We start from the raw sequence: 25023 nt of genomic DNA, 5'->3' as shown, positions 1-25023 counted from the left end.
CAAGCCCGCCTTATCCGGCGGGCTTTTTTCTGGGAAGCGGATGGCGCTGCCGCCTCACCCCCGAGGCCACATGTCCGACGCGCCGATGTCCGGCGCGTTGGCGGCCAGCAGGCGTTGATGGACCCATGCGGCGACGGCCAGCGTGAAATGGTCGCTATGGCGCTTGCCGACCAGTTGCAGCCCCACCGGCAGGCCTTGCGGGCCGGTGGCGAACGGCAGGTTCAGGCAGGGCACGCCGAACAGCGTCCAGGCGCGCGAGAACTGCGGGTCTCCGGTGCCCAGGTCCGCGAAGGGGGCTTCGCCGGCCGCGCTGGGCGCGAGCAGCACGTCGTACGTGTCGAACCATGCGTCCACGCGCACGCGCGACTCGGCGGCGCGGGCCAGGTTCTTCAGGTGTTCTTCCGCGGTGATGCGCGCGCCCGCTTCCAGGATGGCCTGGATCTTGGGGCTGAGCTGCGCGGCGTGCTCCAGGCGTTCATAGGCCAGCGACTGCGAGGCTTCGAACGCCATGATGTCCGAGTGCAACTGGACCAGCACACAGTGTTCCGGCGGCAGCGGCACCTCTTCCACGATGGCGCCGGCCCGCGACAGGATGGCCGCCGCCTGCGCGAAGGCCTCTTTGGTTTCGGCCTGGGCGTGGCGCCATTGGAGGCTGCGGTACATGCCGATGCGCGGCTTGCCGTCGTAGGCCAGTTCCAGCATGCGCGGGTCCCGCATCAGGACCGAGGCGAAGAGCGCCACGTCCGGCACCGAGCGCGCGAAGCCGCCGATCGTGTCCAGCGATTCCGCCAGGCTCTTGACCCCGGCTCGCGGGATGGCGCCGAAGGTGGGCTTGAACCCCACGATGCCGCAATAGGACGCGGGACGGATGATGGAGCCCGCGGTTTGCGAACCCAATGCGAACGGCACCATGTCGTCGGCCACCGCGGCCGCCGAACCGCTGGACGAACCGCCGGGCGTGTAGGCCTCGTTGCGCGGATTGCGCGTGGGGCCCGCCTGGTAGGTGGCGAACTCGGTGGTCACGGTTTTGCCGATGACGATCGCGCCCGCGCCGCGGCACAGCGCCACGGCGGCGGCGTCTAGCCCCGGGCGGTGGCGCTCGTAGATGGGTGAACCGTAGCGGGTGGGCAGGTCGTCGGTATCGAACAGGTCCTTGACGCCGATGGGCAGGCCGTGCAGCGGGCCGGCCAGGGCGCCGCGGTCGAGTTCCTGCGCGCGGTCCAGCGCGGCCTGCTTTTGCAGCGCCGTCCAGGCGTGCACGGTGTTCTCGCGCTGCTCGATGCGCGCAAAGCAGGCGCGCACCAGTTGTTCCGCGGTCAATTCGCGCCGTTGCAGCTTGCGCGCGGCTTCCAGCGCGCCAAGTCTGTTCAAGGCAGTAGACATGGTCCTTTCCTCTTTACCGGCGCCGCGCGTCACGCGCGGCGGCTGAACTACGCACCCGGTCCCCTTGACCGAGGGCCTGCCCGATCCCGCGAGGCGGTTGCCTTGCCATGCGATTCGGACGGACCGATACCCACCATTGTTCGCTGCGCGTCAATTGGGAAAAACACGGAACACGCCTTGTTTTCCTGGGCAAATCGCGCGCCGCGCCTTGGCTTTGTTGTTGCGTCGCCCTCAGCATAGCGCAAACCCGTGCAACACAAAGGTCATATTTGTCTTGTATGATGAAATCGTTTTCACTGATCCGGCAGCAATACCGCCATGGCATCGCGCTCGTCGCCCCGCTTTTCCATCATCGAAGTGGCTCGCAAGGCCGGCGTATCGCCGGCCACGGTTTCGCGCGCGTTCAACCAGCCGGACATCGTGCACCCCGACACGCTGGCGCACATCCGCAACGTCGCCAAGCGCGCGGGCTTCCGGCCCAACCGCGTGGGCCGCAGCCTGCGTTCGGGCAGCACGCGCACCATCGGGCTGATCCTGCCCACGCTGTCCAACCCGGTGTTCGCCGAATGCTTCGAAGGCGCGGAACGCCGCGCGCGCGAATCCGGCTACAGCGTCATGCTCACGGCCACCGGCTACGATCCGGCGGTGGAATCGGCCGCCGTCCAGGGACTGATGGACCACCAGGTGGATGGGCTGATCCTGACCGTCGCCGACGTGGCCAAGAGCGCCACCCTGGACGACCTGGACAGCGCCGGCATTCCCTACGTGCTGGTCTACAACGAATCGGCCGCCCATCCCTACGCATCGGTGGACAACCGCGCCGCCGCCAGCGACATGGTGGCCCACCTGGCCGCGCTGGGCCACCGCCGCATCGCCCTGGTGACCGGTCCGCTGACGGCATCCGACCGCGCGCGCCGCCGGCTGGCGGGCGCCCGCGCCTGCGCCAAGAAGCTGGGCCTGGACGCCGTCCAGCACATTTCCATGAGCTCTCACACCGGCAGCGACGCCGACGCCCTGAAGGCCGCGCTGCGCGGCAAGCAGGCCCCTACCGCTCTGTTCTGCTCGAACGACCTGCTGGCCACCGCGGTCATCGCGGACCTGGTGGCTCTCGGGCTGTCCGTGCCGGCCGACATCTCGGTATGCGGGTTCGACGGCATGCGCTTCGGCGCCTTGCTGACGCCGCCGCTGACGACCGTGGCCCAGCCCAGCGACGGCATCGGTGTCGCGGCCTGCTCGAACCTGCTGGCGCAGATCCACGGCCATCCGCCGCAATCGGACCGCCTGCCGCATTGCATCGTGGTCGGCGGCACCGCTGCGCCGGTCCGCCGCAAGTCCGCATAGCCGCGGCCCCCACCCATTTCACGATAATCATTCCGACATCGACGCGTCATGCTCATCGCACAGATTACCGACCTGCACATGCGCACCCCCGGCGACAAGGCCTACGGCATCATCGACCCCGCCGCTTTCCTGGCGCCGGCCGTGCGCGCGCTCAATGCCCTGACGCCGCGCCCCGACTGCGTGCTCATCACGGGGGACCTGACGGACCTGGGCAGGCCGCAGGAATACCAGGCGCTGCGGGACCACCTGCGGGCGCTGGAGATTCCGTATTTCCTCCTCCCCGGCAACCACGACGACCGCGCCCAGTTGCGCGAGGCCTTCCCCGACCACGGGTATCTGCAAGGCCGGGGGCCGTTCATCCAGTACGCCGTCGAAGCCTATCCGCTGCGCATGCTGGCGCTGGATACCGTCGTGCCCATGAAGAGCCACGGCGAACTCTGCCAGGACCGCCTGGACTGGCTGGCCGCGCGCCTGGCCGAACAGCCGGAACGGCCTACGCTGGTGCTGATGCATCACCCGCCTTTCCTGACCGGCATCGAACACATGGACGCCATCGGCCTGCTGGCCGGCGCGGCGGAACTCGAACGCATCGTGGCGCGCTTTCCGAACGTGCAGCGCGTGCTCTGCGGCCATTTGCACCGCACGATATTCCAGCGCTTCGGCGGCACGATCGCATCCACCTGTCCGGGCACGGCGCACCAGCTCGCGCTGGAACTGGGACCACGCCCGACCCTGCAATACATCATGGAGCCGCCCGGCTATCAACTGCACTGGTGGCAGGGCGGCAACCTGGTCACGCATCACGCCGTCATTGGGGAATACCCCGGCCCGTATCCTTTCGGCTAGGGCCAGCGGCTAGACTACGAAACCTCGCATTGCCATATATCCGTCATGTTTGCGCTGCACAATGAAAAGGTTTTCATCACAGGCAACAATGCGGATCTAACTATTAGATCTTCGAGACAGCATGTCATCCATCGTTCTGGATAACCTCACCAAACAATATGGCGGCGCCGCCGCGATCCATGGCGTGAGCTTCACGGTGCCAGCCGGCAGCTTCACGGTCCTGCTGGGTCCGTCGGGCTGCGGAAAGTCCACCACCCTGCGCATGATCGCGGGGCTGGACACCCCCACCTCGGGCACCATCCGCATCGGCGACCGCGACGTCACCCAGTTGCCACCCTCCAAGCGCCGCATCTCCATGGTGTTCCAGTCATACGCGCTGTTTCCGCACCTGTCGGTGCGCGAGAACATCCTGTTCGGCCTGAAGGTGCGCAAGGAACCGGCGCGCGACTACGACCGCCGCCTCCAGCGCGTGGCGGGCCTCCTGGGCCTGAACCACCTGCTGGACCGCAAGCCCTCGCAGCTTTCGGGCGGCCAGCAGCAGCGCGTGGCGCTGGGCCGCGCCGTGATCTCGGAGGCGCCGGTCTGCCTGATGGACGAACCTCTGTCGAACCTGGACGCGCAGTTGCGCCATGAAATGCGCCGCGAGATCCGCGCCTTGCAGCAGGACCTGGGCATCACGATGGTCTACGTGACGCACGACCAGACCGAGGCCATGAGCATGGCCGACCAGGTCGTGCTGCTGCGCGGCGGCCAGATCGAACAGCACGACACGCCCGACGGCCTGTACGCGCGTCCGGCCAGCGAATTCGCGGCGCGCTTCATCGGCACGCCGCCCATGAACCTGATCGGCCTGACGACGCTGGGCGGCGCCGCGGTCATCGCCGGCACCGACGGGCCCGTCATCGCCAACGCGCCCGCCGGCGCGGTGAAGCTGGGCGTTCGGCCGGAACACATCCGTATCGACGACGGCGGCATCGCCGCCACGGTAGAAAGCGTCGAGTATTTCGGCGCGGACTCCATCGTGGTGTGCCGCGTCGGCGACACCAGCGGCGTGGCTGTGCGCGTGGGCGGACACCTGCGCGCGCGCGCCGGCGAGGCCCTGCGCCTGTCCTGGCCGGACGGGCAGCAGCATTTCTTTGCCGCCGATTCGGCGGTCATCAACATCGACGGGCGCTAGAGGGCGCCCATTCCACGGATAAGGAAACGCAACATGCGACGCATCGTACTGAAGACCCTGGCCGCCAGCCTGGCCGCCGCTTGCCTTTCGCTGCCCGCGCAGGCGCAGAACAAGCCCGTCGAGGTGGAGTTCTATTATCCGGTCGCGGTCGGCGGCCCCATCACCAAGATCGTCGACGACATGGTGGCGGATTTCCAGAAGGAAAATCCCGGCATCAAGATCAAGCCGATCTACGCCGGCTCCTACCAGGACTCGATCGCCAAGGCGCTGACCGCGCTCAAGGGCGGCACCCCGCCGCAGCTCGCGGTGCTGCTGTCCACCGACATGTTCACGCTGATCGACGAGGACGCCATCGTCCCGATCGACGGCCTGGCCAAGACCGACGCCGACAAGAAGTGGCTCGGCGGCTTCTATGACGCCTTCATGCAGAACAGCCGCACGGGCGGCCACACCTGGGGCGTGCCGTTCCAGCGCTCGACCATCGTCATGTACTACAACAAGGACCTGTTCAAGGCCGCGGGGCTGGATCCCGAACGCGCGCCCGCGACGTGGGCCGAACTGGTCGAATACGGCAAGAAGCTGACCAAGCAGGACGCCTCCGGCAATACCACGCAATGGGGCATCGAGATCCCCTCGGGCGGCGCGTTCGCGTACTGGCTGTTCCAGGCGCTCACCACGCCCAACGACGCCATCCTCATGAACGAGGCCGGCAACGAGGTCTACCTGGACAAGCCGGCGGTCGTCGAGGCCGCGCAGTTCTGGCGCGACCTGTCCGCCAAGCACAAGATCATGCCCACCGGCACGATCGACTGGGGCACCACGCCCAAGGACTTCCTGGAAAAGAAGGCCGCGATCGTCTGGACCACGACGGGCAACCTGACCAACATCCGCAAGAATGCCGACTTCCCGTTCGGGGTCGCCATGATGCCGAAGCAGAAGCGCGGCGGCAGCCCGACCGGCGGCGGCAACTTCTACATCTTCAAGAGCGGCACGCCGGAACAGCAGCAGGCCGCGCTGAAGTTCGCGCAATGGGTCACGACGCCCGAGCGCGCCGCGGACTGGAGCATCGCCACGGGCTACGTGGCCGTGACGCCGGCCGCGTGGCAGACCGAGAAGATGAAGAAGTACGCGCAGGAAGTGCCGGCCGCCGCGGTCGCGCGCGACCAGTTGGAAGTCAGCGTGGCGGAGTTCTCCACGCATGAGAACCAGCGCGTCACCAAGACCCTGAACGACGCTCTGCAAGCGGCGCTGACGGGCTCCAAGACGCCCCAGCAGGCCCTGACCGACGCGCAGCGCGAGGCCGACCGCGTACTGCGCCCCTACAAATAAACAAGCCCTTAGCACGATGAGCCGCTCTTTAAACGCGCTTTATGGCTGGCTGCTTCTGCTGCCAGCCATCGTGCTGCTCGCCGCGTTCACGCACTACCCGGCGCTGGCGACGCTATGGCACAGCTTTTTCTCCACCCCCAAGGGCGCGCGCCCGGCCCGCTTCGTCGGGCTGGACAACTACGCGGTCATGCGCGACGACCCGGTGTTCTGGCAGTCGCTGTGGAACAACCTGTGGTTTGCGCTGGGCACGATCCCCACGTCGATCGGCATCGCGCTGATCATGGCGCTGTGGGTGAACCGCAACCTCAGCGGGCGCGGTTTCCTGCGCATGGCCTACTTCACGCCCACGGTGCTGCCCATGGTGGCGGTGGCCAATATCTGGCTGTTCTTCTACACGCCGCAGTACGGGCTGATCGCGCAGGTCATGCAGCTTTTCGGCTCGCCCGGCCCCAACTGGCTGGGCAACCGCGAGACCGCGCTGCCCGCGCTGATGCTCGTAACGGTCTGGAAAGAAGCCGGTTTCTTCATGATCTTCTACCTGGCGGCCTTGCAGACGGTGTCGCCGTCCCTGCGCGAAGCCGCCATGCTGGAGGGCGCGTCGCGCTGGCAGTATTTCCGCCGCATCCTGTGGCCGCTGCTGATGCCCACCACGCTTTTCGTCTTGATCAACGCCTTGATCAACGCGTTCCGCCTGGTGGACCACGTGGTGGTCATGACGCGCGGCGGGCCCGACAACGCCAGCACGCTGCTGCTGTACTACATCTACCAGGTGGGTTTCAGTTTCTGGGACACGGCTTACGCCGCCACGCTGACCGTCGTGTTGCTGGTGGTGCTGGCGCTGACCGCGCTGGTCAAGTTCCGCTGGCTGGACCGCAGGACGCACTATCAATGAAAGACAAGCTCGATACCCTGGGCGCGTGGGCGCTCGGCCTGCTGTGGATCCTGCCCCTGGCGTACGCGATGTGGGCGGCGTTCCATCCGCCAGCCTACGCGACCCGCTTCGACCTGTTCGCGCCGCTGACGCTGGACAACTTCGTGCGGGCCTGGCACGCCGCGCCGTTCCCGCGCTACTTCCTCAACACCTTCCTGCTGGTCACGATGGTGCTGGCGGCGCAACTGGTGCTGTCGACGCTGGCCGGCTACGCGTTCGCGCGCTTCGAGTTCCGCGGCCGCGACTTCGTCTTCATGCTGGTGCTGCTGCAACTGATGATCATGCCCGACGTGCTGCTGGTGGAGAACTACCGGTCGATGAGCCAACTGGGCATCCGCGACACGGTGTTCGCCATCGGCCTGCCGTACTTCGCGTCGGCGTTCGGCATTTTCCTCTTGCGCCAGACCTTCAAGACGGTGCCGCGCGAACTGGAAGAGGCCGCCCGAATGGAAGGCGCGAATGCGCTGCAGATCCTGTGGAAGGTGTACGTGCCGCTGGCCAAGCCGATCTACGTGGCCTACGGACTGGTGTCGGTCAGCCACCACTGGAACAACTTCCTGTGGCCGCTGATCATCACCAACTCGGTGGAATCCCGGCCGCTGACGGTGGGGCTGCAAGTGTTCTCGTCCACCGACCAGGGCATCGACTGGTCGGTCATCACCGCCGCCACCCTGATGTCGGCCGCGCCGCTCTTGATCGCGTTCCTGCTGTTCCAGCGCCAGTTCGTGCAGTCGTTCATGCGGGCGGGGATCCGGTAGAACGTTGGAGGGGAGTGTCTGACACCCGTATGAGGCAGAGGGGGGTGTCTGACACCCGTACGAGACGCTCTTTCGGATTGAAGCTGGCCTTCCCGGGTGTCTGACACATATTGGGTGTCAGACACCCGGGAAGAAAAACTTGAATTAAAGGTCTTCTCGTATGGGTGTCTGACACCTGGCCGAAAGATTTTCTCGTATGGGTGTCTGACACCTGGCCCTATCGTACGGGTCCGGGAGACCTCAATACCCCACCGTCAACCCCGGCAGGTCCACCGTGATCCGCGGGCGTTCCAGCGCCAGCGCCAGGTTGTCCGCGAACTCGCGGGCTTCTTTTTCGTCGGTGGAAAGGGTGTCGTAGCCGAGCGCGTCCGCCACCCCCAGCACCTTGTCCAGCAGCAGGACCTTGCCGCTGGGGCGCAGGGGTTCGCACCCCAGCGTTTCCCAGGCGCCGTCGAACCAGTCCCGCGCCTGGCTCTGGCTCTGCGGGGACGGTTCGACGTCGGCGGAAAGGTCCAGCGAACGGCGGGGGTCGAAAACAATGGTGATATCGCTGCGCATGGGGGTTCCTTCAGTGGTCGTCAGGCCAGAAGCGTAGGCAAAAACGGCCGGGCAGATTGTCGGCCCGGCGACATTGGCCCGGCTACCAGCCGCGCGACACCTCCCAGGTGACTTCCGAGCCGGCCGCCAGGGACTGGCGCATCATGTCCAGCAGGGGGAAGGCGCGTTCCTTCATGCCCACCATGCGGGCCATCGGGGACACGGGCGCCTTGTCCTCGTCGCTTTCGTCGCTGCCCTCGTGGGCGCGCTGGTAGTCGTCGATCGCGTGCTCGATGCCGCTGATGGCGGGCTGCAGTTGTTCCACGGTGAAAACGCCGCGCTCCGGAATCTTGTCTCCGAAGGACTTGCCGGCGGCCTGCAACAGCACGCCCGCATGGTCGGTCAGCATCAGAACCTCGGCCACGACCTTGGAGTGAAAGGTGATCAACATATTCCGGTCTCCACAATGATTACTTACACACACTACCGCAACGCGCGGGGGATGCCAACTGGCGCCGGAAAGGAGGTCCGCCGGGGCGTGCCATCCGTCCCCCACGGAGGCCTGGCCGGGCAGCCCGGCCCGCCGGCCCATGCCGGTCCGAGGGCCAAATCAAGCTATGATTCAGGAGATTCCCTGACAGGAGGACCTGCGCCGCCCCGGAATCGGGCATGCGCGCGGTCGCGCTCCACACGTCAGGCTGCGCCCCCGCCCTCGCCAGGCACGGCCCCCCCGCGGGCGCGTCCGTCACTAACTCAGAAACTCTCCAGACGCCCATGCTCCTCGAGCAACAGAAACAGCTTATCTCCCTGATCCAGGCCGCCGTCGCGCAAAGCCTGCCCGACGCCCAGGCCACTGTGCTACTGGAACGCCCCAAGGTTGCCGCCCACGGCGACGTCGCCACCAACGTGGCCATGCAACTGGCCAAGCCGGCCCGCCGCAATCCGCGCGAACTGGCCCAGGCCATCGTGGACGCCCTGATGGCGCAGCCCGGCGCCGCCGCCCTGGTCGAAAGCGCCGAAATCGCCGGCCCCGGCTTCATCAATCTGCGCATCACCGCCGCGGCCCGCCAGGCCGTCATCGCCGCCGTGGCCGAACAGGGCGCCGACTTCGGCCGCGCGCCCCGCAGCGGCGAAAAGATCCTGGTCGAATTCGTGTCGGCCAACCCCACCGGCCCGCTGCACGTGGGCCATGCCCGCCAGGCTGCGCTGGGCGACGCGATCTGCCGCCTGTACGACGCCAACGGCTGGGACGTCACCCGCGAGTTCTACTACAACGACGCCGGCAACCAGATCCATAACCTGGCCATCAGCGTGCAGGCCCGCGCCCGCGGCCTGACGACCGATTCCCCCGAGTGGCCCGCCGACGGCTACAAGGGCGACTACATCGCCGACATCGCGCGCGATTTCCAGGCCGGCAAGACCATCCAGGCCTCGGACGGCGAGCCCGTCACCGCCAGCGGCAATATCGACAACCTCGACGACATCCGCGTCTTCGCCGTGGCCTACCTGCGCCGCGAACAAGACCTGGATCTGCAGGCCTTCGGCCTGGCGTTCGACAACTACTACCTGGAAAGCTCGCTCTACACGTCCGGCCGCGTCGAGGCCACCGTCAAGGCGCTGGTCGCCGGCGGCCATACCTACGAGGAAGGCGGCGCCCTGTGGCTGCGCACCACCGAACTGGGCACGGGCGACGACAAAGACCGCGTCATGCGGAAAAGCGAAGGCGGCTACACCTACTTCGTGCCCGACGTGGCCTACCACAAGGCCAAATGGGAGCGCGGCTTCCACCGCGCCGTGAACATCCAGGGCAGCGACCACCACGGCACCGTGGCGCGCGTGCGCGCCGGCCTGCAGGCGCTGGAAGAAGGCATCCCCAAGGACTACCCGTCCTACGTGCTGCACAAGATGGTCAAGGTGATGCGCGGCGGCGAAGAGGTCAAGATCTCCAAGCGCGCCGGCAGCTACGTGACCATGCGCGACCTGATCGACTGGGTGGGCCGCGACGCGGTGCGCTACTTCCTGATCCAGCGCCGCGCCGACACGGAATTCGTGTTCGACGTGGACCTGGCGCTGTCCAAGAGCGACGAGAACCCCGTCTATTACATCCAGTATGCGCATGCCCGCATCTGCTCGGTGGTGAACAATGCCGCCATGCCGGCCGCCGACGTGGCGCAGGCCGACGCCGCGCTCTTGACCGCCCCGACCGAATTCGCCCTGATGCAGCGCCTGGCCGAATTCCCCGGCGTGATCGCGCTGGCCGCCCAGGAACTGTCCCCGCACCACATCGCCTTCTGGCTGCGCGACTGCGCGTCGGACTTCCATGCCTGGTACAACGCCGAGCGCGTGCTGGTCGACGATACGGCGCTGAAGCTGGCCCGCCTGCGCCTGGCCTCGACCACGCGCCAGGTGCTGGCCAACGGCCTGGAGCTGTTGGGCGTGTCCGCGCCCGAGCGGATGTAACATCGGTTCATGGCAACCAAGCGCAAAACCACCCGCCGTTCCTCCGGCGAAAGCGGCAGCACCCTGTACGGGGCGCTGGCCGGCCTGCTCATCGGCCTGATCGTGGCCGCCGTCGTCGCCTTCTACGTCACCAAGGCCCCCGTGCCCTTCGTGGACCGCGCCAGCCGCCAGGGCGACATGGGCAAGCTGCCCGATCCCCGGCAGGCGCCGGACCCCAACGCCGGCCTGTACGGACGCGACGGCGGCGCGGGCGCCGCGCCCACCGGCCCCACCGCGACCGCGCCGGCGCCGCTGCCTGGCGCCGGCACCGCCAAGGGCGACGAACCGCCCTCCAGGATGGACGACCTGGGCGCGCTGATCGCCACCTTGCCCTCCACCCGGCAGCCCACCCCGGCGGCACCGGCGCCCACCGCCGCGCCTGGCACCGCGCCGACGCCCATCTCGAAAGCGGCCCCCGCGGCCGCGCCGGCCCCGGCCGCCAAGCCGGCTCCCGCCGCCCCCGCGGCCACCGGAACGTACTACCTGCAAGCTGGGGCCTTCCGCGGCGAGAACGACGCGGAATCCCTGAAGGCCCGGATCATCCTGCTGGGCTTACCCGTCGCCGTGCAAAAGGCCGAAGTGAACGGCAAACCCATCAACCGGGTCAGGGTGGGGCCGTTTGCCCGCCTGGACGACATGAACCGCGCCCGCGGCAGGCTGGGCGAGAACAAGATCGAAACCGCGGTGGTGCGCCAATAATGCGCGCCCGCGCGGGCACAGGCATTGAACTTATCCGGCCCCGGCCCTGTCTGTAACTTTTTACTCAGGAACCTCTCATCCATGCTGTCCCCCAAGATTATCCGCATCCTGGCCGCGGCCGCATTGACCGCCACGGCGTTCTTCAGCCCGGCGAGCCATGCCCAAGGCGCGCAGCAATACGTGCCCATCAATCCGCCGCTGCCGTCGGACACCCCGGGCAAAGTGGAAGTGCTGGAATTCTTCGCCTATACCTGCCCGCACTGCGCGGCGATCGAACCGCTGGTCGAAGACTGGGTCAAGACCGCGCCTCCCGACGTGGTGCTCAAGCAGATTCCCATCGCGTTCAACGCCGGCATGAAGCCGCTGCAGCAGCTCTACTACACGCTGCTGGCGCTGGACCGCCCGGACCTGCACGCCAAGGTCTTCACGGCCATCCACGGCGAGCACAAGCGCCTGTTCGACAAGAAGGCCATGGGCGAATGGATCGCCACGCAAGGCGTGGACCGCGCCAAGTTCGACTCGGTGTTCGATTCGTTCAGCGTGCAGACGCAAGTGCAGCGCGCCACCCAGTTGGCCGACGCCTACCGCATCGAAGGCACGCCGTCGTTCGCCGTCGGCGGCAAGTTCATGACCTCGCCGGTCATGGCGGGCAACAGCTACGAAGGCGCGCTGAAGGAAGTGGACCGCCTGATCCCGATGGCGCGCAACTGATACGCCCCCGGCAGGATCCGCAACGCCCCGAGCCCTGCCGGCCGGGGCGTTTTTGTTTTTGCTTTTTGCCGCCGGACCGCTTCCCCCCACGCTACACTTTCCACACAATAAATCGCCGCCACGGCGGCATCCAACGGGTGGAAGACAAATGAGACAGCAACTACTGCGCGGCCGCGCTGCGGCGGCGGCGGGCCTGTGCCTGGCGCTGGCCGCAACCCTGGCCCATGCCAACGACGCCGATGGCGTGAAGATCGGCGTCCTCACCGACATGGCGGGCGTTACCGCCGACGCCACCGGCAAGGGCTCCGTCGAAGCCGCCCGGCTGGCCATCGAGGAAATGGGCGGCACCGTACTGGGCAAACCCATTTCCCTGGTGTCGGGCGACCACCAGCACCGGCCCGACATCGGCAGCAGCATGGTGCGCAAGTGGTACGACACCGACGGCGTGGACGTGGTCGTGGACGTGCCCAATTCGTCGGTGGCGCTGGCGGTGCAGGGCATCGCGCGCGAGAAGAAAAAGCTGGTGCTGTTCTCCAGCCCCGGCACCACCGCGCTGTCGCAGGCGCAGTGCTCGCCCTATGGCGTGCAATGGACCTACACCACCTACGCGCTGTCGCGCGGCACGGCGACCGCGGTGGTGAACGAAGGCAACAAGCGCTGGTTCATCCTGGCCTCGGACTACGCCTTCGGCAAGCAGTTGGCGGCGGACACCGAAGCGGTGGTAAAGGCCAACGGCGGCGAGGTGGTGGGCACCGTCTTCCACCCGCTGAACGCCTCGGACTTCGCGTCCTTCCTGCTGCAGGCGCAGGGCTCCAAGGCCCAGATCATCGCGATCGCCAACGCGGGCGGCGACACCATCTCGGCCATCAAGCAGGCGGCGGAATTCGGCATCGGCGGCGCGCAGCGGCTGGCGGCCATGCTGCTGCTGATCACCGACGTGCACAGCCTGGGCCTGCAGGCGGCGCAGAAAACCTACCTGACCGTGCCTTCCTACTGGGACATGAACGACGGCACCCGCGCCTTCGCCAAGAAGTTCGAGGCCCGCGTCGGCCGTCCGCCCACTTTCCTGCAGGCGGGCGTGTACGGCTCGGTGAGGCACTACCTGCGTTCGGTGCAGGCGGCCGGCACCGCGGACGCCGACGCCGTCATGGCGAAGATGAAGGCGCTGCCCATCGACGACCCCTTCAGCCTGAACGCCCGCATCCGCCAGGACGGCCTGGTGGTGCGCGACATGATGCTGGCGCAGGTCAAGACGCCGGAACAATCCAAGGGCCCCTGGGACTACTACAACATCGTGCGCCGCATTCCCGGCGACACGCTGGCGTGGCCGCTGTCGGAAAGCCAATGCCCGCTGGCCAGGCAATGAACCCGCCGCTGGCGCTGGCGGATTTCGGCAGCTTCTACGCGGGCGGCCGGCAGGTGCGCATCGCCGGCCTGCCGGCCCGCGACATCGCGTTCACACAGACCGCCTCGCTGGCCTACGACCCCAACGGCCTCTACCACTTCGAACAGGCCTACGTGCAGTATTTCGTTCCGGCGGCGCTGGCGCATCCCCTGCCCATCGTGCTGCTGCACGGCGGCGGCATGACGGGCGCGATGTGGGAACAGACGCCCGACGGCCGGCCGGGCTGGCTGCAGCATTTCCTGCGGCAGGGCTTTGCGGTGTACGTGGTGGACAACGTCGAGCGCGGCCGCGCGGGCTGGGCGCCTTTTCGGGAGGTGTGGCCGGAAGCGCCCATCATCCGCAATGCCGAGGAAAGCTGGTCGCTGTTCCGGTTCGGGCGCGCCGAGGACTTTGCGGCGCGGCGGGCCTTCGACGGCCAGCGCTTTCCGGTCTCCGCGTTCGATGCCTTCATCCGCCACGCGGTGCCGCGCTGGCTGGGCAACAACGATGCTGCCCTGGAGGGATTCTGCGCGGTGCTCGACCGGGTCGGCCCTTGCCTGGTGATGGCGCACAGCCACGGCGGCGAGGTCGCCTACCGCGCCTTGCACGCCCGGCCGGAACTGGTGCGCGGCGTGATTGGCGTGGAGCCCTCGGGCTTCTCGCCGGAGGTGGCCGCCGCCAGCGTGGCCGGCAAGCCCTTCCTGTTCGTCTACGGCGACTATCTGGACGCCACGCCGCTATGGGAACGGCTGTGCGACGCCGGCCGGGCCTACGCCGGCGAACTGGAGCGCCAGGGCGCGCGCGTCACGGCGTGGCGCCTGGCCGACATGGGCGTGGCCGGCAATTCCCACATGCCCATGATGGACGACAACAGCGACGACATCGCGGCGCGCATCGGCGCCTGGATACGCGGCGCGGCGGCCTGACGGCGCCGCGCGCCGGCCGCTCAATCCTTGACGGCCGCAGCCTTCTCCAGGGCCTGCGTCAGGTCGGCGATGATGTCCTCGGGCGATTCCAGGCCAATGTGCAGGCGGACCAGCGCGTTGTCGCCTTCGCCCCAGTAGCGGTGCTTGGCCAGGTCCTTGCCCGACACCAGTTGCACCAGGCTTTCGTAGCCGCCCCAGGAGAAGCCGATGCCGAACAGCGTCAGCGAATCGACGAACTCGCGCGCCGCGGCGGGCGACAGGCGCAACTCGACCGACAGCATGCCGTTGGAGCCCGTGCAGTCGCGCTGCCACAACGCGTGGCCCGGATCCTGGGGCCAGGCCGGATGGAACAGGCGCACGGTTTCGGGACGGCTCTTGAAGAACTCGCACACCTGCATGGCGTGGCGCGCGTGCTGCGCCATGCGGATCGGCATGGTGCGCACGCCGCGCAACGCCAGCCAGGCGTCGTCCGCGCTGATGGAATAGCCCATGGCGTACTGAGTGCGGTTCAGCTTGCGGGCGATCTGTTCGTCGTTGGTGACGACCGCGCCCAGCATCAGGTCGGAATGCCCGCCCACGTACTTGGTGCCGGCGATGACGGACACCTGCGCGCCCAGGGTCAGCGGCCGATAGATATAGCCCGACCCCCAGGTATTGTCGGTGGCCAGCACCAGCCCGTGGCGCTGCGCGACCGCGGCCATGGCGCCCATGTCCAGCATCTCGAACAGCAGCGAGCCCGGCGATTCCACGTACAGCAGCTTGGTGTTGGGGCGCACCAGTTCGTCCAGGTCCTCGCCGGCCGCGAAGTAGGTGATGTCGATGTTCATGCGCTTGAGGACGGCGTCGTCCAGCTCGCGCATCGGCCCGTACACGCAGTCCGAGATCAGGGCGTGGTCGCCGGCCGAGCACAGGGCCAGCATGACCATGGTCATCGCCGACAGGCCCGAGGACGCCAGATAGCAGTGCGTGCCGCCTTCGAGCTGGGTGAAGACCTGCTCCAGGGCGGCGTGCGTGTCCATGCCCATGCGCCCGTAGGTCGTGGCGCGCCCGCCGGCGGCCTTGCTGCGCTGCGCCTGTTCCAGCGCGGCGATATTCGCGAAGCGCACCGTGCTGGCCCGCATCGGGGGCAGCGGCACCGGCGCCGTGCCGGTCTCGGGGTTGAACGGAGCGGTACCGGCGTGCTGCAGAAGCGTATCGATGTGTTTGGTAGGCATCTTCGGGGGAACGGCTGGCAAGTGGAAAGGCGGGAAAGAGAAACGAATAGGATGAACCTTAGAGCATTTTTGCCTGGATTGTTGACGTTTGGCTTTGTGAGGCCGGGGTTCGTTCTTAAGCCGCCGGCGTCCGGACTGCGGGATTCCGATGCTCGCCCCAATGGGGCTGCGCTTCGGATCCCTCCGCCCGGCCCCCGGCTCACGGCATCTGCCCATCGCAGAAAAAAAGGCCCCCCCACGCCGCGCATTCGGCGGCTAAAGAACCCTCACATCCGCAAGCTCGAAGCCCTGTCTCTAGTCCGTGACCCAGCTAACGGTCTCGGCCTGCTCCGCGCGACGGGTTCTGTAGCTGTTGGCGGGATGCGAGGTATCGGCGTAGCCGAAGGAAATGCCGCAGACCACGCGGCGGCCGGCGGGGATGCCGAGCACCTCGCGCAGCACTTCCGGATACATGGCCAAGGACGCCTGCGCCACGGTCGCCACGCCATTGGCCTGGGCCGCCAGCATGAAATTGGCGACATAGCCGCCGCAATCGATCGCGCCGTACTCGCCCAGCGCCTCGTCGGTGGTAATGATGGCCACGTGAGGGGCGTCGAACAACTGGAAATTGCGCATTTCCTGGCGGCGATAGGCCTCGCGGTCGCCGCGCGCCACGCCTACGGCGCCATAGAGCTGGAATCCGGACTCGCGCCGGCGGGCCAGGTATTCGCCCTGGTATTCGCGCGGAAACGGGAAATCGGGCGTGAAACCGGCCTGCTCCGCGCGGCGCTGCAACGCGCCGCGCAGGCGGTCCGTGGCCGCCCCCTCGGCGATCGCCACCTGCCAGGGCTGGCAGTTGCACCAGGAGGCCGTGCGCTGCGCCAGTTCCAGGATGCGTTCGATGGTGGCGCGGGGCACCGGATCGGGCAGGAACGCGCGGCAGCTATGCCGCGCAAGCAGCCAGGTTTCCAGCGCCGCATCGGGGCGCGTATCGGCTTGCGGCGGATCTTGCGGACGGGGCTGGGCGGCGGTGTGGGGCATGGCCTGGTCTCTCCTGGTCGAGGCCCGCTGCGTCCCGAAGGGACGCATGAGGCGCTCATGATGTCGGTCTGCTTTGCCCTTATGATGCCATCTCCAGCTTTCCCGTGGCCGGCCGGCCCGTTCCAGGCGTAACCCATGCTGCCCTTCGACACCCTGATCGCATTCTTCGGCATTGCCGTCCTGCTGGCCCTGACGCCGGGGCCGGACAACCTGTTCGTGCTGATGCAATCGGCCATCTGGGGCCGCAAGGCGGGCATGTTCGTGGTGCTGGGGCTGTGTACGGGCCTGCTGGGGCATACCGCCGCCGTGGCCGTGGGGCTGGCCGCCGTGTTCGCGGCCTCGCCCATGGCCTTCACCGCGCTCAAGCTGGCGGGCGCCGCCTACCTGGCGTACCTGGCCTGGCAGATCCTGCGCGCGCCGGTCGGCGGCGACGCCGGCTCGCGTCCGGAGCCGATGAAGCCCGGCGCGCTGTACCGGCGCGGCATCGTGATGAACCTGACCAATCCGAAGGTGCTGCTGTTCTTCTTCGCCTTCCTGCCGCAGTTCACCTCACCGGCGCTGGGGTCCGTGGGCGTGCAGACCATGCAATTGGGCGCGGTCTTCATGGTGTCCACGCTGCTGGTGTTCGGCGCCATCGCGTTCTTCTCGGGCGCGTTCGGCGAATTGCTGCAGCGTTCGGCGACCGCCAAGCGCTGGCTGAACCGGATCGCCGCGCTGGTGTTCGTGGGCCTGGCCCTGCGGCTGGCGACGGCGACGCGGTGACGGGCGCGCGCCGCCTTGCCTGCCGCGGTCAGGCCGCCGAAAACCGCACGATGCCGTCCGCGCCTTGCGCGCGCTTGAGCTTGCCTTCGAAGTAGAGCGCGTGCAGGTGCGCCAGCGCCTCGCCCATGGCGAAGGTCAACTGGTGCAGGTCCAGCTTGCGCTTGAACAGCACCGGCACGATGTCCGAGGTGGATTGCGGCTGGACGGCACAGGCTTCCAGCACTTCCGCCAGGCGGTCGCGGTGGTGGTCGTGCTGCTGGGCGATGCGTTCGTGCAGGCCCTTGAAGGGCCGGCCGTGCGCGGGCAGCACCAGCGCGTCTTCCGGCAGGTCCGCGTAGCGGTCCAGCGAACGCAGATACAGGGGCAGGGGATTCGCGTCGGGCTCGTAGTCGAACACGCTGACGTTGGTGGAAATGCGCGGCAGCACCATGTCCCCGGAGATCAGCACGCCCAGGTCCGGCGAGAACAGCGAAGCGTGTTCGGGCGCATGCCCGTAGCCCACGATCACGCGCCAGTCGCGCCCGCCGATGCGGACCTGGTCGCCGTGCAGGATGCGCGTGTAGCGCGACGGCATCGACGGCACCAGATTGGGGTAGTAGTTGGCGCGCTGGCGGATCTGTTCCTGCGCGTCCGGATCGGTCAGGCCGTGGCGGGCGAAATGATCGACCGCCGATTGGCCGCCCGGGCCCGCGCCCGCGTCGCCGCGGCGCGACGACCACAGCGAGGCCACCATGAAGTCGGTCATCGTCATCCACAGATCGGCGTTCCAGCGTTCGCACAGCCAGTGGGCCAGGCCGACGTGGTCGGGGTGCATGTGGGTGACCAGCACGCGCAGCACGGGCAGGCCTTCCAGCTCGTTCTCGAAGACCTGTTCCCACAGGGCCTTGACCTCGTCGCGCGAGATGCCGCAATCGACGATGGTCCAGCCGTCCCTGCCGTCGATGTTGTCGCGCAATAGCCAGAGATTGATATGATCCAGCGCGAACGGCAAGGGCATCCGTATCCATTTGACCCCTTCCGCCACCACGTGCGCGCGGCCGGCCTCGGGCTGGAAGTCGGCCCAGGGGTATTGCAGTTTCTGCTCGTTGGGATTCATTGCCTCTCGCTCCACGCTTGACGTTCCGGTCAAGTCATCATAATTTACGTTTACGTAAACTGCCACATCTCGCATGTCCCCGTCAACCTGGACCATCTCCGAACTCGCGCGCGAGTTCGACGTCACGCCCCGCACGATCCGCTTCTACGAAGACCAGGGGATCGTCAGCCCGGCGCGCGAGGGGCGCAACCGCATCTTCGGGCCGCGCGACCGCACGCGCCTGAAGCTGGCCCTGCGCGGCAAGCGCCTGGGCCTGCAACTGTCCGAAATCCTCACCCTGATCGACATGTACGACGGGCCGGGCGACACGGAAGTCCAACTGCGCCAGTACCTGAGCGTACTGCAACAGCATCGCTCCACCCTGGAACAGCAGCGCCGCGACATCGAGGACACCTTGCAGGAAATCTCGCTGCAGGAACGGCAATGCCGCGAACTGCTTGCCCAGAAGCCCTGAAAGCGCGGCCACGGCCTTCACGAGCGCGGCGCTCAGGCCGCCAGGTAGCGCTGCGCCAGTCGGACCCAGTACGAGGCGCCCGCCGGAATCAGGGAATCGTTGAAGTCGTAGCTGGCGTTGTGCAGCATGCAGGGGCCCAGGCCGTGGCCCGCCTTGCGGTGTTCGCCATCGCCATTGCCCAGGAACACGTAGCAGCCGGGCTTTTCCTGCAGCAGGAACGCGAAGTCCTCCGAGGCCATGGCCGGCTCGATCGTCAGCGCGCGGTCCTCGCCCGCCACCTCGCGCATCACCTCCATACAGAATTCCGTCTCGGCCACGGTGTTGACCAGCGCCGGATAGCGGCGCTCGAAGAGCACCTCGGCCTCGCAGCCGTGCGCCGCCGCGATGCTGCCGGCGATCTCGTTCATGCGGCGCTCGATCAGATCCACCACCGCGGTGCTGTAGGCACGCACCGAGCCGCCCATCCAGGCGGTGTTCGGAATGACGTTGATCACGCTGCCGCCGGCCTGGACCTGCGTGATGGACAGCACGGCGGCTTCCAGCGGGCGCTTGCTGCGCGTCAGGATGGTCTGCAGCGACTGGCCGATGGCGAACAGCGCCGGCACCGGGTCGTTGCAGTCCTGCGGCGCCGCGGCGTGGCCGCCCTTGCCCTTGACCGTGATCTTGAAACCGTTGGCAGCCGCCATCATCGGGCCGGCGCACACGCCGAACGAACCCGCGGGCAGGCCCGGCCAGTTGTGCATGCCGAACACGGCTTCGCACGGGAAGCGCGTGAACAGGCCGTCCTGGATCATCGCGCGGCCGCCCGCGCCGCCTTCCTCGGCCGGCTGGAAGCACAGATAGACGGTGCCGTCGAAGCCGCCCGCCGTCTGCAGGTGCCGGGCGGCGGCCAACAGCATGGCGGTGTGGCCGTCATGGCCGCAGCCGTGCATCTTGCCGTCGTGGCGCGAGCGGTGTTCGAACTGGTTCTCTTCCTGCATGGGCAGCGCGTCCATGTCGGCGCGCAGCATGATGGCGCGGTCCGACGCGCCCCGCTTGATCACGCCGACCACCCCGGTCTTGGCGATGCCGGTGTGCGCTTCGATGCCCCAGCCGCGCAGCGTGTCCGCCACCACCTTGGCCGTCCGGTGCTCTTCGTAGCAAAGCTCCGGATGCATGTGGATGTCGCGCCGCAGCGCCACAATTTCGTCGAGATTGGATAGTTCGAGCACGGCAACTCCGTCGCGATAACGCAGAATTTCAGGGACAGGGGTCGAATATTACTCAGCGGCCCTCCCTGCGAAACCGGGTTTCCCCTAGGGATAACCCGACTCCACTTTACGTTTACGTAAACGTAATATTTGCAGTGCATCATTGCGCAGCAATGGCCGATCGGCGCATCATGGGCCCACGGGCGGCGCATGGCGCCGAGCACGCACGCCGATAAGAATGTAAGTACCTACTATCACGGAGACATCGATGAATCTTCCCGGCCTGAACTTCGACCTGGGCGAAGACCTGGACATGCTGCGCGACGCGGTGCGCAATTTCGCGCAGGCCGAGATCGCGCCGCGCGCGGCCGAAGTCGACCGCAGCGACCAGTTCCCCATGGACCTCTGGCGCAAATTCGGCGAACTCGGCGTGCTGGGCATGACGGCCGACGAAGAATACGGCGGCGCCAACCTGGGCTATCTGGCCCATATGGTCGTGATGGAGGAAATCTCCCGCGCCAGCGCATCGGTCGGCCTGTCCTACGGCGCCCACTCCAACCTGTGCGTGAACCAGATCAACCGCAACGGCACGGCGGCCCAGAAGGCCAAGTACCTGCCCAAGCTGATTTCCGGCGAGCACGTGGGCGCGCTGGCCATGAGCGAGCCGGGCGCCGGCTCCGACGTGGTCAGCATGAAGCTGCGCGCCGACAAAAAGGGCGACCGCTACGTGCTGAACGGCACCAAGATGTGGATCACCAACGGCCCCGACGCCGACACCCTGGTGGTCTACGCCAAGACCGACCCCGAGGCGCACCAGCGCGGCATCACCGCCTTCCTGGTGGAAAAGGGCTTCAAGGGCTTCTCGGTGGCGCAGAAGCTGGACAAGCTGGGCATGCGCGGCAGCCACACCGGCGAACTGGTGTTCCAGGACTGCGAAATCCCCGAGGAAAACGTGCTGGGCCAGGTCAACGGCGGCGTCAAGGTGCTGATGAGCGGCCTGGACTACGAACGCGCCGTGCTGTCCGGCGGACCGCTGGGCATCATGCAGGCCGTGATGGACGTGGTGGTTCCCTACATCCACGACCGCAAGCAGTTCGGCCAGGCCATCGGCGAATTCCAGTTGATCCAGGGCAAGGTCGCCGACCTGTACACCACGCTGCAGGCCAGCCGCGCCTTCTGCTACCAGGTGGGCAAGAACCTGGACAAGCTGGGCGCGGAACACGTGCGCCAGGTCCGCAAGGACTGCGCCGCGCTGATTCTGTACACGGCCGAGAAGGCCACCTGGATGGCGGGCGAAGGCGTGCAGATCCTGGGCGGCAACGGCTACATCAACGAGTACCCGGTGGGCCGCCTGTGGCGCGACGCCAAGCTGTACGAGATCGGCGCGGGCACCAGCGAAATCCGCCGCATGCTGATCGGCCGCGAACTGTTCAACGAAACCGCCTGACCCCGCCGCCATGATCCGCATGTCCGACGTCCAGCGCATCGAGCAGGCCCCCGCCCCGGGGCCCTCGCCGCTGGACGTCGCGCAGTTGGTCCTGGCGGGCTTCGACCGCCACTACGCGCTGTTCCGCTACAGCGCCCAGCGCGCCAAGGCGCTGTTCGAATCCGGCGACTGGCACGGCATCCAGCGCCTGTCGCGCGAGCGCATCGAGTACTACGACATGCGGGTGCGCGAATGCGCCTCGCAACTGGAAGGCGCGCTGCGCGGCCGGCCGGGCGGCGCCCCGGGCGCGAATGGCGCCAGCGGCGCCGACGCCCCCGCGCCGCTGGACGACGCGCAGACCGCGTTCTGGCAGTTGGTGAAGCAGGAATACGTGGGCCTGCTGGGCGACCATCGCCAGCCCGAGTGCGCCGAGACCTTCTTCAATTCGGTGTCGTGCCGCATCCTGCACCGCGACTACTTCCACAACGATTTCCTGTTCGTGCGCCCGGCCGTGGCCACCGACTACCTGGACAGCCACAAGCCTTCGTACCGGGTGTACTACCCGGTGGCCGAGGGCCTGCGGAAAAGCCTGATCCGCATGGTGGCCGACTTCGGGCTGGCGCTGCCCTTCGAAGACCTGCCGCGCGACACCCGGCTGCTCGCGCGGGCCGCGATCAAGCAACTGCGCGCGCAGCTTCCGCGCGATGTGGGCCGGCGCATCGCCAGCGATTGCCAGATCCACGCGCTGGGCTCGCTGTTCTTCCGCAACAAGGGCGCCTATATCGTCGGCCGCCTGATCAACCAGTCCACGGTGTATCCGTTCGCCGTGGCGCTCACGCGCAATCCGGCCGGCCAGGTCCGGCTGGACGCGCTGCTCCTGGGCGCGGACGACCTCAGCACCCTGTTCAGCTTCACCCGCGCCTACTTCCTGGTGGACATGGAAACGCCGGCGGCGGTGGTGAACTTCCTGTCCAGCCTGCTGCCGCGCAAGCCCAAGGCCGAGCTCTACACCATGATCGGCCTGCAAAAGCAGGGCAAGACGCTGTTCTACCGCGACTTCCTGCACCACCTGGCCCATTCGCGCGACGCCTTCGACATCGCGCCCGGCATCAAGGGCATGGTGATGTGCGTGTTCACGCTGCCGTCGTATCCCTACGTCTTCAAGCTGATCAAGGACCGCATCGACAAGGACGGCATGGACCACGCGACCGTGCGGCGCAAGTACCAGATGGTGAAACTGCACGACCGCGTGGGCCGCATGGCCGACACCTGGGAATACTCGCAGGTGGCGCTGCCGCGCAGCCGCTTCGCCCCCGCGCTGCTGGACGAATTGCGCCGGCTGGTTCCCAGCCTGATCGAGGAAACCGGGGACACGGTGGTCATCCGCCACGTCTACATCGAACGGCGGATGACGCCGCTGAACCTGTACCTGCAACAGGCCTCCGACGCGCTGCTGGACCCGGCCGTGCGCGAATACGGCGACGCCATCCGGCAACTGGCCGCGGCCAATATCTTCCCCGGGGACATGCTGTACAAGAACTTCGGCGTCACGCGTCTGGGCCGCGTCGTCTTCTATGACTACGACGAAATCCAGCGCATGACCGAAATGAACTTCCGGCGCATTCCGGCCGCCCCCAACGAAGAAGCGGAAATGGCGTCGGAACCCTGGTACGCCATCGGCCCGAACGACGTGTTCCCGGAAGAATTCGGCCGCTTCCTGCTGGGCGACCCGCGGGTGCGCGGCGCCTTCATGCGTCACCATGCGGACCTGCTGGAGCCGGAATGGTGGCAAGCCTGCCGGACGCACGTGGCGCAAGGCCGGATTGAAGAATTTTTCCCTTACGATACAGACAGACGCTTGCGTCCAGAACGCCCGCCGGGCGCCGACGCGGCCTCGTAACCCGTGCTGTCCCGACCTTCACAGGAGCTAGTCATGTCAGATCCCATCGTCATCGTTTCCGTCGCCCGCACGCCCATGGGCGGCATGCTGGGCGCCTTGTCCGGCCTGGCCGCGCACGAACTGGGTTCGGTCGCCATCAAGGCCGCCGTCGAACGCGCGGGCATCAAGCCCGAACTGGTCGAAGAAGTCATCATGGGCAACGTGCTGCAGGCCGGCCAGGGCCAGGCCCCGGCGCGCCAGGCCGCGCTCGGCGCGGGCCTGCCGCTGGGCGTCAGTTGCACCACCATCCACAAAGTGTGCGGCTCGGGCCTGAAGGCCGCCATGTTCGGCCACGACCTGCTGGCCGCGGGCAGCGCCAACGTCGTCGTCGCCGGCGGCCAGGAAAGCATGAGCAACGCGCCGTACCTGCTGCTCAAGGGCCGCCAGGGCTACCGCTACGGCCACAACACCGTGTACGACCACATGGCCCTGGACGGCCTGGAAGATGCCTACGACAAGGGCAAGGCCATGGGCGTCTTCGCCGAGGATTGCGCCGCCAAGTATTCCTTCACCCGCGAACAGCAGGACGCCTTCTCGCTGGAGTCGCTGCGTCGCGCCCGCGCCGCCACGGAAGACGGCAGCTTCAAGTGGGAAATCGCCCCCGTCACCGTCGCCGGCCGCAAGGGCGACACCGTGATCGACACCGACGAAGCCCCCGCCAAGGCCATGCCGGAGAAGATCCCCACGCTCAAGCCCGCGTTCAAGAAGGACGGCACCGTCACCGCCGCCAACTCGTCGTCGATCTCCGACGGCGGCGCCGCGATGGTGCTGATGCGCGCCTCCACCGCCGAAAAGCTCGGCGTGAAGCCGCTGGCCCGCATCGTGGCCCACAGCCAGCACTCGCAGGAACCCAACTGGTTCACCACCGCCCCCGTGGGCGCGCTGAAGAACCTGTTCGCCAAGACCGGCTGGAAGGCCGAGGACGTGGACCTCTACGAAATCAACGAAGCGTTCGCGGTGGTCACCATGGCCGCCATGGCCGACTTCAAGCTGCCGCATGACAAGGTCAACATCCACGGCGGCGCCACCGCCCTGGGCCACCCCATCGGCGCGTCCGGCGCCCGCCTGATGGCCACGCTGGTCGGCGCGCTGCGCAAGACCGGCGGCAAGCGCGGCGTGGCCACGCTGTGCATCGGCGGCGGCGAAGCCGTGGCGATGGCCATCGAAATGATCTAAAGCGTCACCGGCGCGGGAGGGCCTGCCGGCCTGCCCGCGCCAGAAGGATTGCGCTGCGCCTTTCCTGCATGGCGTCGTGCGCGACGGGTCGGTCGCGCGCCGTGCGGGAAAGGCGCAACGGAATCCCTCTCCCATTTCCGACAAGAATGCCCGGCGCACCGGGCAGCGAGACAAACCGCTCGACGAGCGCCCACAAATTTCCAACAAGCAGGACGGGTGGAACCC

General features: G+C 67.5%; 23 protein-coding genes. 16 read left to right on the top strand and 7 right to left on the bottom strand.

From position 1 onward, the window contains the following. Positions 1–54: 54 nt before the first annotated feature. Entirely contained in the window at positions 55–1383 is a 1329-nt protein-coding gene (locus WHX56_RS05465) for an amidase (protein WP_338880673.1), read from the bottom strand. Positions 1384–1701: 318 nt separating this feature from the next. Between WHX56_RS05465 and WHX56_RS05460 the strand changes: the two genes are divergently transcribed. The 6 genes from WHX56_RS05460 (at position 1702) to WHX56_RS05435 (ending at position 7765) form a co-directional block, all read left to right on the top strand. After that, on the top strand, positions 1702–2724 hold the full coding sequence (locus WHX56_RS05460) for a substrate-binding domain-containing protein (RefSeq protein WP_129246706.1): 1023 nt from the start codon (positions 1702–1704) through the stop codon (positions 2722–2724). A 48-nt stretch (positions 2725–2772) separates the two neighbouring features. After that, positions 2773–3570 carry a phosphodiesterase gene (locus WHX56_RS05455; RefSeq protein ID WP_129246708.1) on the top strand — a complete coding sequence of 266 codons (798 nt, stop codon included), beginning with the start codon at positions 2773–2775 and terminating at the stop codon, positions 3568–3570. A gap of 121 nt (positions 3571–3691) precedes the next feature. After that, positions 3692–4747: an ABC transporter ATP-binding protein gene (locus WHX56_RS05450; protein ID WP_287754946.1), complete on the top strand. Its 1056-nt coding sequence runs from the start codon at positions 3692–3694 to the stop codon at positions 4745–4747. A gap of 33 nt (positions 4748–4780) precedes the next feature. After that, complete coding sequence (locus WHX56_RS05445; protein WP_287754945.1) at positions 4781–6076, top strand: ABC transporter substrate-binding protein; 1296 nt, start codon at positions 4781–4783, stop codon at positions 6074–6076. 16 nt (positions 6077–6092) lie between these two features. Further along, a complete protein-coding gene (locus tag WHX56_RS05440; RefSeq protein WP_129246714.1) occupies positions 6093–6968 on the top strand; it encodes a carbohydrate ABC transporter permease in 876 nt (291 codons plus the stop codon). Further along, positions 6965–7765, top strand: coding sequence for a carbohydrate ABC transporter permease (locus WHX56_RS05435; RefSeq protein ID WP_062685245.1), 801 nt, complete (start codon positions 6965–6967; stop codon positions 7763–7765). The genes WHX56_RS05440 and WHX56_RS05435 overlap by 4 nt, the downstream gene beginning before the upstream one ends. Positions 7766–8005: 240 nt before the next feature. Here WHX56_RS05435 and WHX56_RS05430 read toward each other — a convergent pair whose 3' ends face one another. Beyond that, positions 8006–8323 carry a hypothetical protein gene (locus WHX56_RS05430; RefSeq protein WP_129246715.1) on the bottom strand — a complete coding sequence of 106 codons (318 nt, stop codon included), beginning with the start codon at positions 8321–8323 and terminating at the stop codon, positions 8006–8008. An 82-nt stretch (positions 8324–8405) separates the two neighbouring features. Next, positions 8406–8753 carry a DUF1840 domain-containing protein gene (locus WHX56_RS05425; protein ID WP_287754944.1) on the bottom strand — a complete coding sequence of 116 codons (348 nt, stop codon included), beginning with the start codon at positions 8751–8753 and terminating at the stop codon, positions 8406–8408. Between the two features lie 323 nt (positions 8754–9076). Between WHX56_RS05425 and argS the strand changes: the two genes are divergently transcribed. The 5 genes from argS (at position 9077) to WHX56_RS05400 (ending at position 14521) form a co-directional block, all read left to right on the top strand. Then, positions 9077–10762, top strand: a complete 1686-nt coding sequence (gene argS / locus WHX56_RS05420; protein ID WP_129246719.1) for an arginine--tRNA ligase — start codon at positions 9077–9079, stop codon at positions 10760–10762. A 9-nt stretch (positions 10763–10771) separates the two neighbouring features. Further along, positions 10772–11500 carry an SPOR domain-containing protein gene (locus tag WHX56_RS05415; protein ID WP_338880672.1) on the top strand — a complete coding sequence of 243 codons (729 nt, stop codon included), beginning with the start codon at positions 10772–10774 and terminating at the stop codon, positions 11498–11500. Between the two features lie 81 nt (positions 11501–11581). Further along, on the top strand, positions 11582–12211 hold the full coding sequence (locus tag WHX56_RS05410) for a thiol:disulfide interchange protein DsbA/DsbL (protein WP_129245594.1): 630 nt from the start codon (positions 11582–11584) through the stop codon (positions 12209–12211). Between the two features lie 148 nt (positions 12212–12359). Beyond that, a complete protein-coding gene (locus WHX56_RS05405) occupies positions 12360–13577 on the top strand; it encodes an ABC transporter substrate-binding protein (RefSeq protein ID WP_129245592.1) in 1218 nt (405 codons plus the stop codon). Next, a complete protein-coding gene (locus tag WHX56_RS05400) occupies positions 13556–14521 on the top strand; it encodes a hypothetical protein (RefSeq protein ID WP_338880671.1) in 966 nt (321 codons plus the stop codon). The genes WHX56_RS05405 and WHX56_RS05400 overlap by 22 nt, the downstream gene beginning before the upstream one ends. A gap of 20 nt (positions 14522–14541) precedes the next feature. Here the strand turns inward: WHX56_RS05400 and metC are convergent, their stop codons facing one another. Both metC and WHX56_RS05390 read right to left on the bottom strand, forming a co-directional pair. Next, positions 14542–15735: a cystathionine beta-lyase gene (metC, locus tag WHX56_RS05395; protein ID WP_287754940.1), complete on the bottom strand. Its 1194-nt coding sequence runs from the start codon at positions 15733–15735 to the stop codon at positions 14542–14544. Positions 15736–16029: 294 nt separating this feature from the next. Beyond that, positions 16030–16755: a nitroreductase gene (locus tag WHX56_RS05390; RefSeq protein ID WP_287754939.1), complete on the bottom strand. Its 726-nt coding sequence runs from the start codon at positions 16753–16755 to the stop codon at positions 16030–16032. 135 nt (positions 16756–16890) lie between these two features. On the opposite strand from WHX56_RS05390, the gene WHX56_RS05385 reads away from it, so the two are divergent. After that, positions 16891–17517 carry a LysE family translocator gene (locus tag WHX56_RS05385; RefSeq protein ID WP_287754938.1) on the top strand — a complete coding sequence of 209 codons (627 nt, stop codon included), beginning with the start codon at positions 16891–16893 and terminating at the stop codon, positions 17515–17517. 28 nt (positions 17518–17545) lie between these two features. On the opposite strand, the gene WHX56_RS05380 is transcribed toward WHX56_RS05385, so the two are convergent. Next, positions 17546–18613 carry an MBL fold metallo-hydrolase gene (locus WHX56_RS05380; protein WP_129245582.1) on the bottom strand — a complete coding sequence of 356 codons (1068 nt, stop codon included), beginning with the start codon at positions 18611–18613 and terminating at the stop codon, positions 17546–17548. Between the two features lie 73 nt (positions 18614–18686). Between WHX56_RS05380 and WHX56_RS05375 the strand changes: the two genes are divergently transcribed. Beyond that, positions 18687–19067, top strand: coding sequence for a MerR family transcriptional regulator (locus tag WHX56_RS05375; protein ID WP_129245580.1), 381 nt, complete (start codon positions 18687–18689; stop codon positions 19065–19067). A 32-nt stretch (positions 19068–19099) separates the two neighbouring features. Here the strand turns inward: WHX56_RS05375 and WHX56_RS05370 are convergent, their stop codons facing one another. Next, complete coding sequence (locus WHX56_RS05370; RefSeq protein ID WP_338880670.1) at positions 19100–20278, bottom strand: M20 aminoacylase family protein; 1179 nt, start codon at positions 20276–20278, stop codon at positions 19100–19102. Positions 20279–20525: 247 nt separating this feature from the next. Between WHX56_RS05370 and WHX56_RS05365 the strand changes: the two genes are divergently transcribed. Genes WHX56_RS05365 through WHX56_RS05355 form a run of 3 tightly spaced genes read left to right on the top strand, consistent with a single transcriptional unit; the run spans position 20526 to position 24798 of the window. Continuing rightward, the gene (locus WHX56_RS05365; RefSeq protein ID WP_129245576.1) at positions 20526–21704 is read left to right on the top strand and encodes an isovaleryl-CoA dehydrogenase; all 1179 of its coding nucleotides are present in this window, start codon (positions 20526–20528) and stop codon (positions 21702–21704) included. A gap of 10 nt (positions 21705–21714) precedes the next feature. Then, positions 21715–23583, top strand: a complete 1869-nt coding sequence (gene aceK, locus WHX56_RS05360) for a bifunctional isocitrate dehydrogenase kinase/phosphatase (RefSeq protein WP_129245574.1) — start codon at positions 21715–21717, stop codon at positions 23581–23583. A gap of 33 nt (positions 23584–23616) precedes the next feature. After that, positions 23617–24798, top strand: coding sequence for an acetyl-CoA C-acetyltransferase (locus tag WHX56_RS05355; RefSeq protein ID WP_129245572.1), 1182 nt, complete (start codon positions 23617–23619; stop codon positions 24796–24798). Positions 24799–25023 lie beyond the last annotated feature (225 nt).

It is taken from the genome of Achromobacter veterisilvae, from assembly GCF_037619525.1.
Classification (GTDB): Bacteria; Pseudomonadota; Gammaproteobacteria; order Burkholderiales; family Burkholderiaceae_B; genus Achromobacter; species Achromobacter veterisilvae.
This window is presented reverse-complemented; position numbering and strand designations above follow the sequence as displayed.

What these genes read in the sequence shown, in the direction of transcription:
- WHX56_RS05465 (WP_338880673.1), bottom strand. Translation starts at nt 1,383, where the DNA reads ATGTCTACTGCCTTGAACAGACTTGGCGCGCTGGAAGCCGCGCGCAAG.
- WHX56_RS05460 (WP_129246706.1), top strand. Translation starts at nt 1,702, where the DNA reads ATGGCATCGCGCTCGTCGCCCCGCTTTTCCATCATCGAAGTGGCTCGC.
- WHX56_RS05455 (WP_129246708.1), top strand. Translation starts at nt 2,773, where the DNA reads ATGCTCATCGCACAGATTACCGACCTGCACATGCGCACCCCCGGCGAC.
- WHX56_RS05450 (WP_287754946.1), top strand. Translation starts at nt 3,692, where the DNA reads ATGTCATCCATCGTTCTGGATAACCTCACCAAACAATATGGCGGCGCC.
- WHX56_RS05445 (WP_287754945.1), top strand. Translation starts at nt 4,781, where the DNA reads ATGCGACGCATCGTACTGAAGACCCTGGCCGCCAGCCTGGCCGCCGCT.
- WHX56_RS05440 (WP_129246714.1), top strand. Translation starts at nt 6,093, where the DNA reads ATGAGCCGCTCTTTAAACGCGCTTTATGGCTGGCTGCTTCTGCTGCCA.
- WHX56_RS05435 (WP_062685245.1), top strand. Translation starts at nt 6,965, where the DNA reads ATGAAAGACAAGCTCGATACCCTGGGCGCGTGGGCGCTCGGCCTGCTG.
- WHX56_RS05430 (WP_129246715.1), bottom strand. Translation starts at nt 8,323, where the DNA reads ATGCGCAGCGATATCACCATTGTTTTCGACCCCCGCCGTTCGCTGGAC.
- WHX56_RS05425 (WP_287754944.1), bottom strand. Translation starts at nt 8,753, where the DNA reads ATGTTGATCACCTTTCACTCCAAGGTCGTGGCCGAGGTTCTGATGCTG.
- argS (WP_129246719.1), top strand. Translation starts at nt 9,077, where the DNA reads ATGCTCCTCGAGCAACAGAAACAGCTTATCTCCCTGATCCAGGCCGCC.
- WHX56_RS05415 (WP_338880672.1), top strand. Translation starts at nt 10,772, where the DNA reads ATGGCAACCAAGCGCAAAACCACCCGCCGTTCCTCCGGCGAAAGCGGC.
- WHX56_RS05410 (WP_129245594.1), top strand. Translation starts at nt 11,582, where the DNA reads ATGCTGTCCCCCAAGATTATCCGCATCCTGGCCGCGGCCGCATTGACC.
- WHX56_RS05405 (WP_129245592.1), top strand. Translation starts at nt 12,360, where the DNA reads ATGAGACAGCAACTACTGCGCGGCCGCGCTGCGGCGGCGGCGGGCCTG.
- WHX56_RS05400 (WP_338880671.1), top strand. Translation starts at nt 13,556, where the DNA reads ATGCCCGCTGGCCAGGCAATGAACCCGCCGCTGGCGCTGGCGGATTTC.
- metC (WP_287754940.1), bottom strand. Translation starts at nt 15,735, where the DNA reads ATGCCTACCAAACACATCGATACGCTTCTGCAGCACGCCGGTACCGCT.
- WHX56_RS05390 (WP_287754939.1), bottom strand. Translation starts at nt 16,755, where the DNA reads ATGCCCCACACCGCCGCCCAGCCCCGTCCGCAAGATCCGCCGCAAGCC.
- WHX56_RS05385 (WP_287754938.1), top strand. Translation starts at nt 16,891, where the DNA reads ATGCTGCCCTTCGACACCCTGATCGCATTCTTCGGCATTGCCGTCCTG.
- WHX56_RS05380 (WP_129245582.1), bottom strand. Translation starts at nt 18,613, where the DNA reads ATGAATCCCAACGAGCAGAAACTGCAATACCCCTGGGCCGACTTCCAG.
- WHX56_RS05375 (WP_129245580.1), top strand. Translation starts at nt 18,687, where the DNA reads ATGTCCCCGTCAACCTGGACCATCTCCGAACTCGCGCGCGAGTTCGAC.
- WHX56_RS05365 (WP_129245576.1), top strand. Translation starts at nt 20,526, where the DNA reads ATGAATCTTCCCGGCCTGAACTTCGACCTGGGCGAAGACCTGGACATG.
- aceK (WP_129245574.1), top strand. Translation starts at nt 21,715, where the DNA reads ATGATCCGCATGTCCGACGTCCAGCGCATCGAGCAGGCCCCCGCCCCG.
- WHX56_RS05355 (WP_129245572.1), top strand. Translation starts at nt 23,617, where the DNA reads ATGTCAGATCCCATCGTCATCGTTTCCGTCGCCCGCACGCCCATGGGC.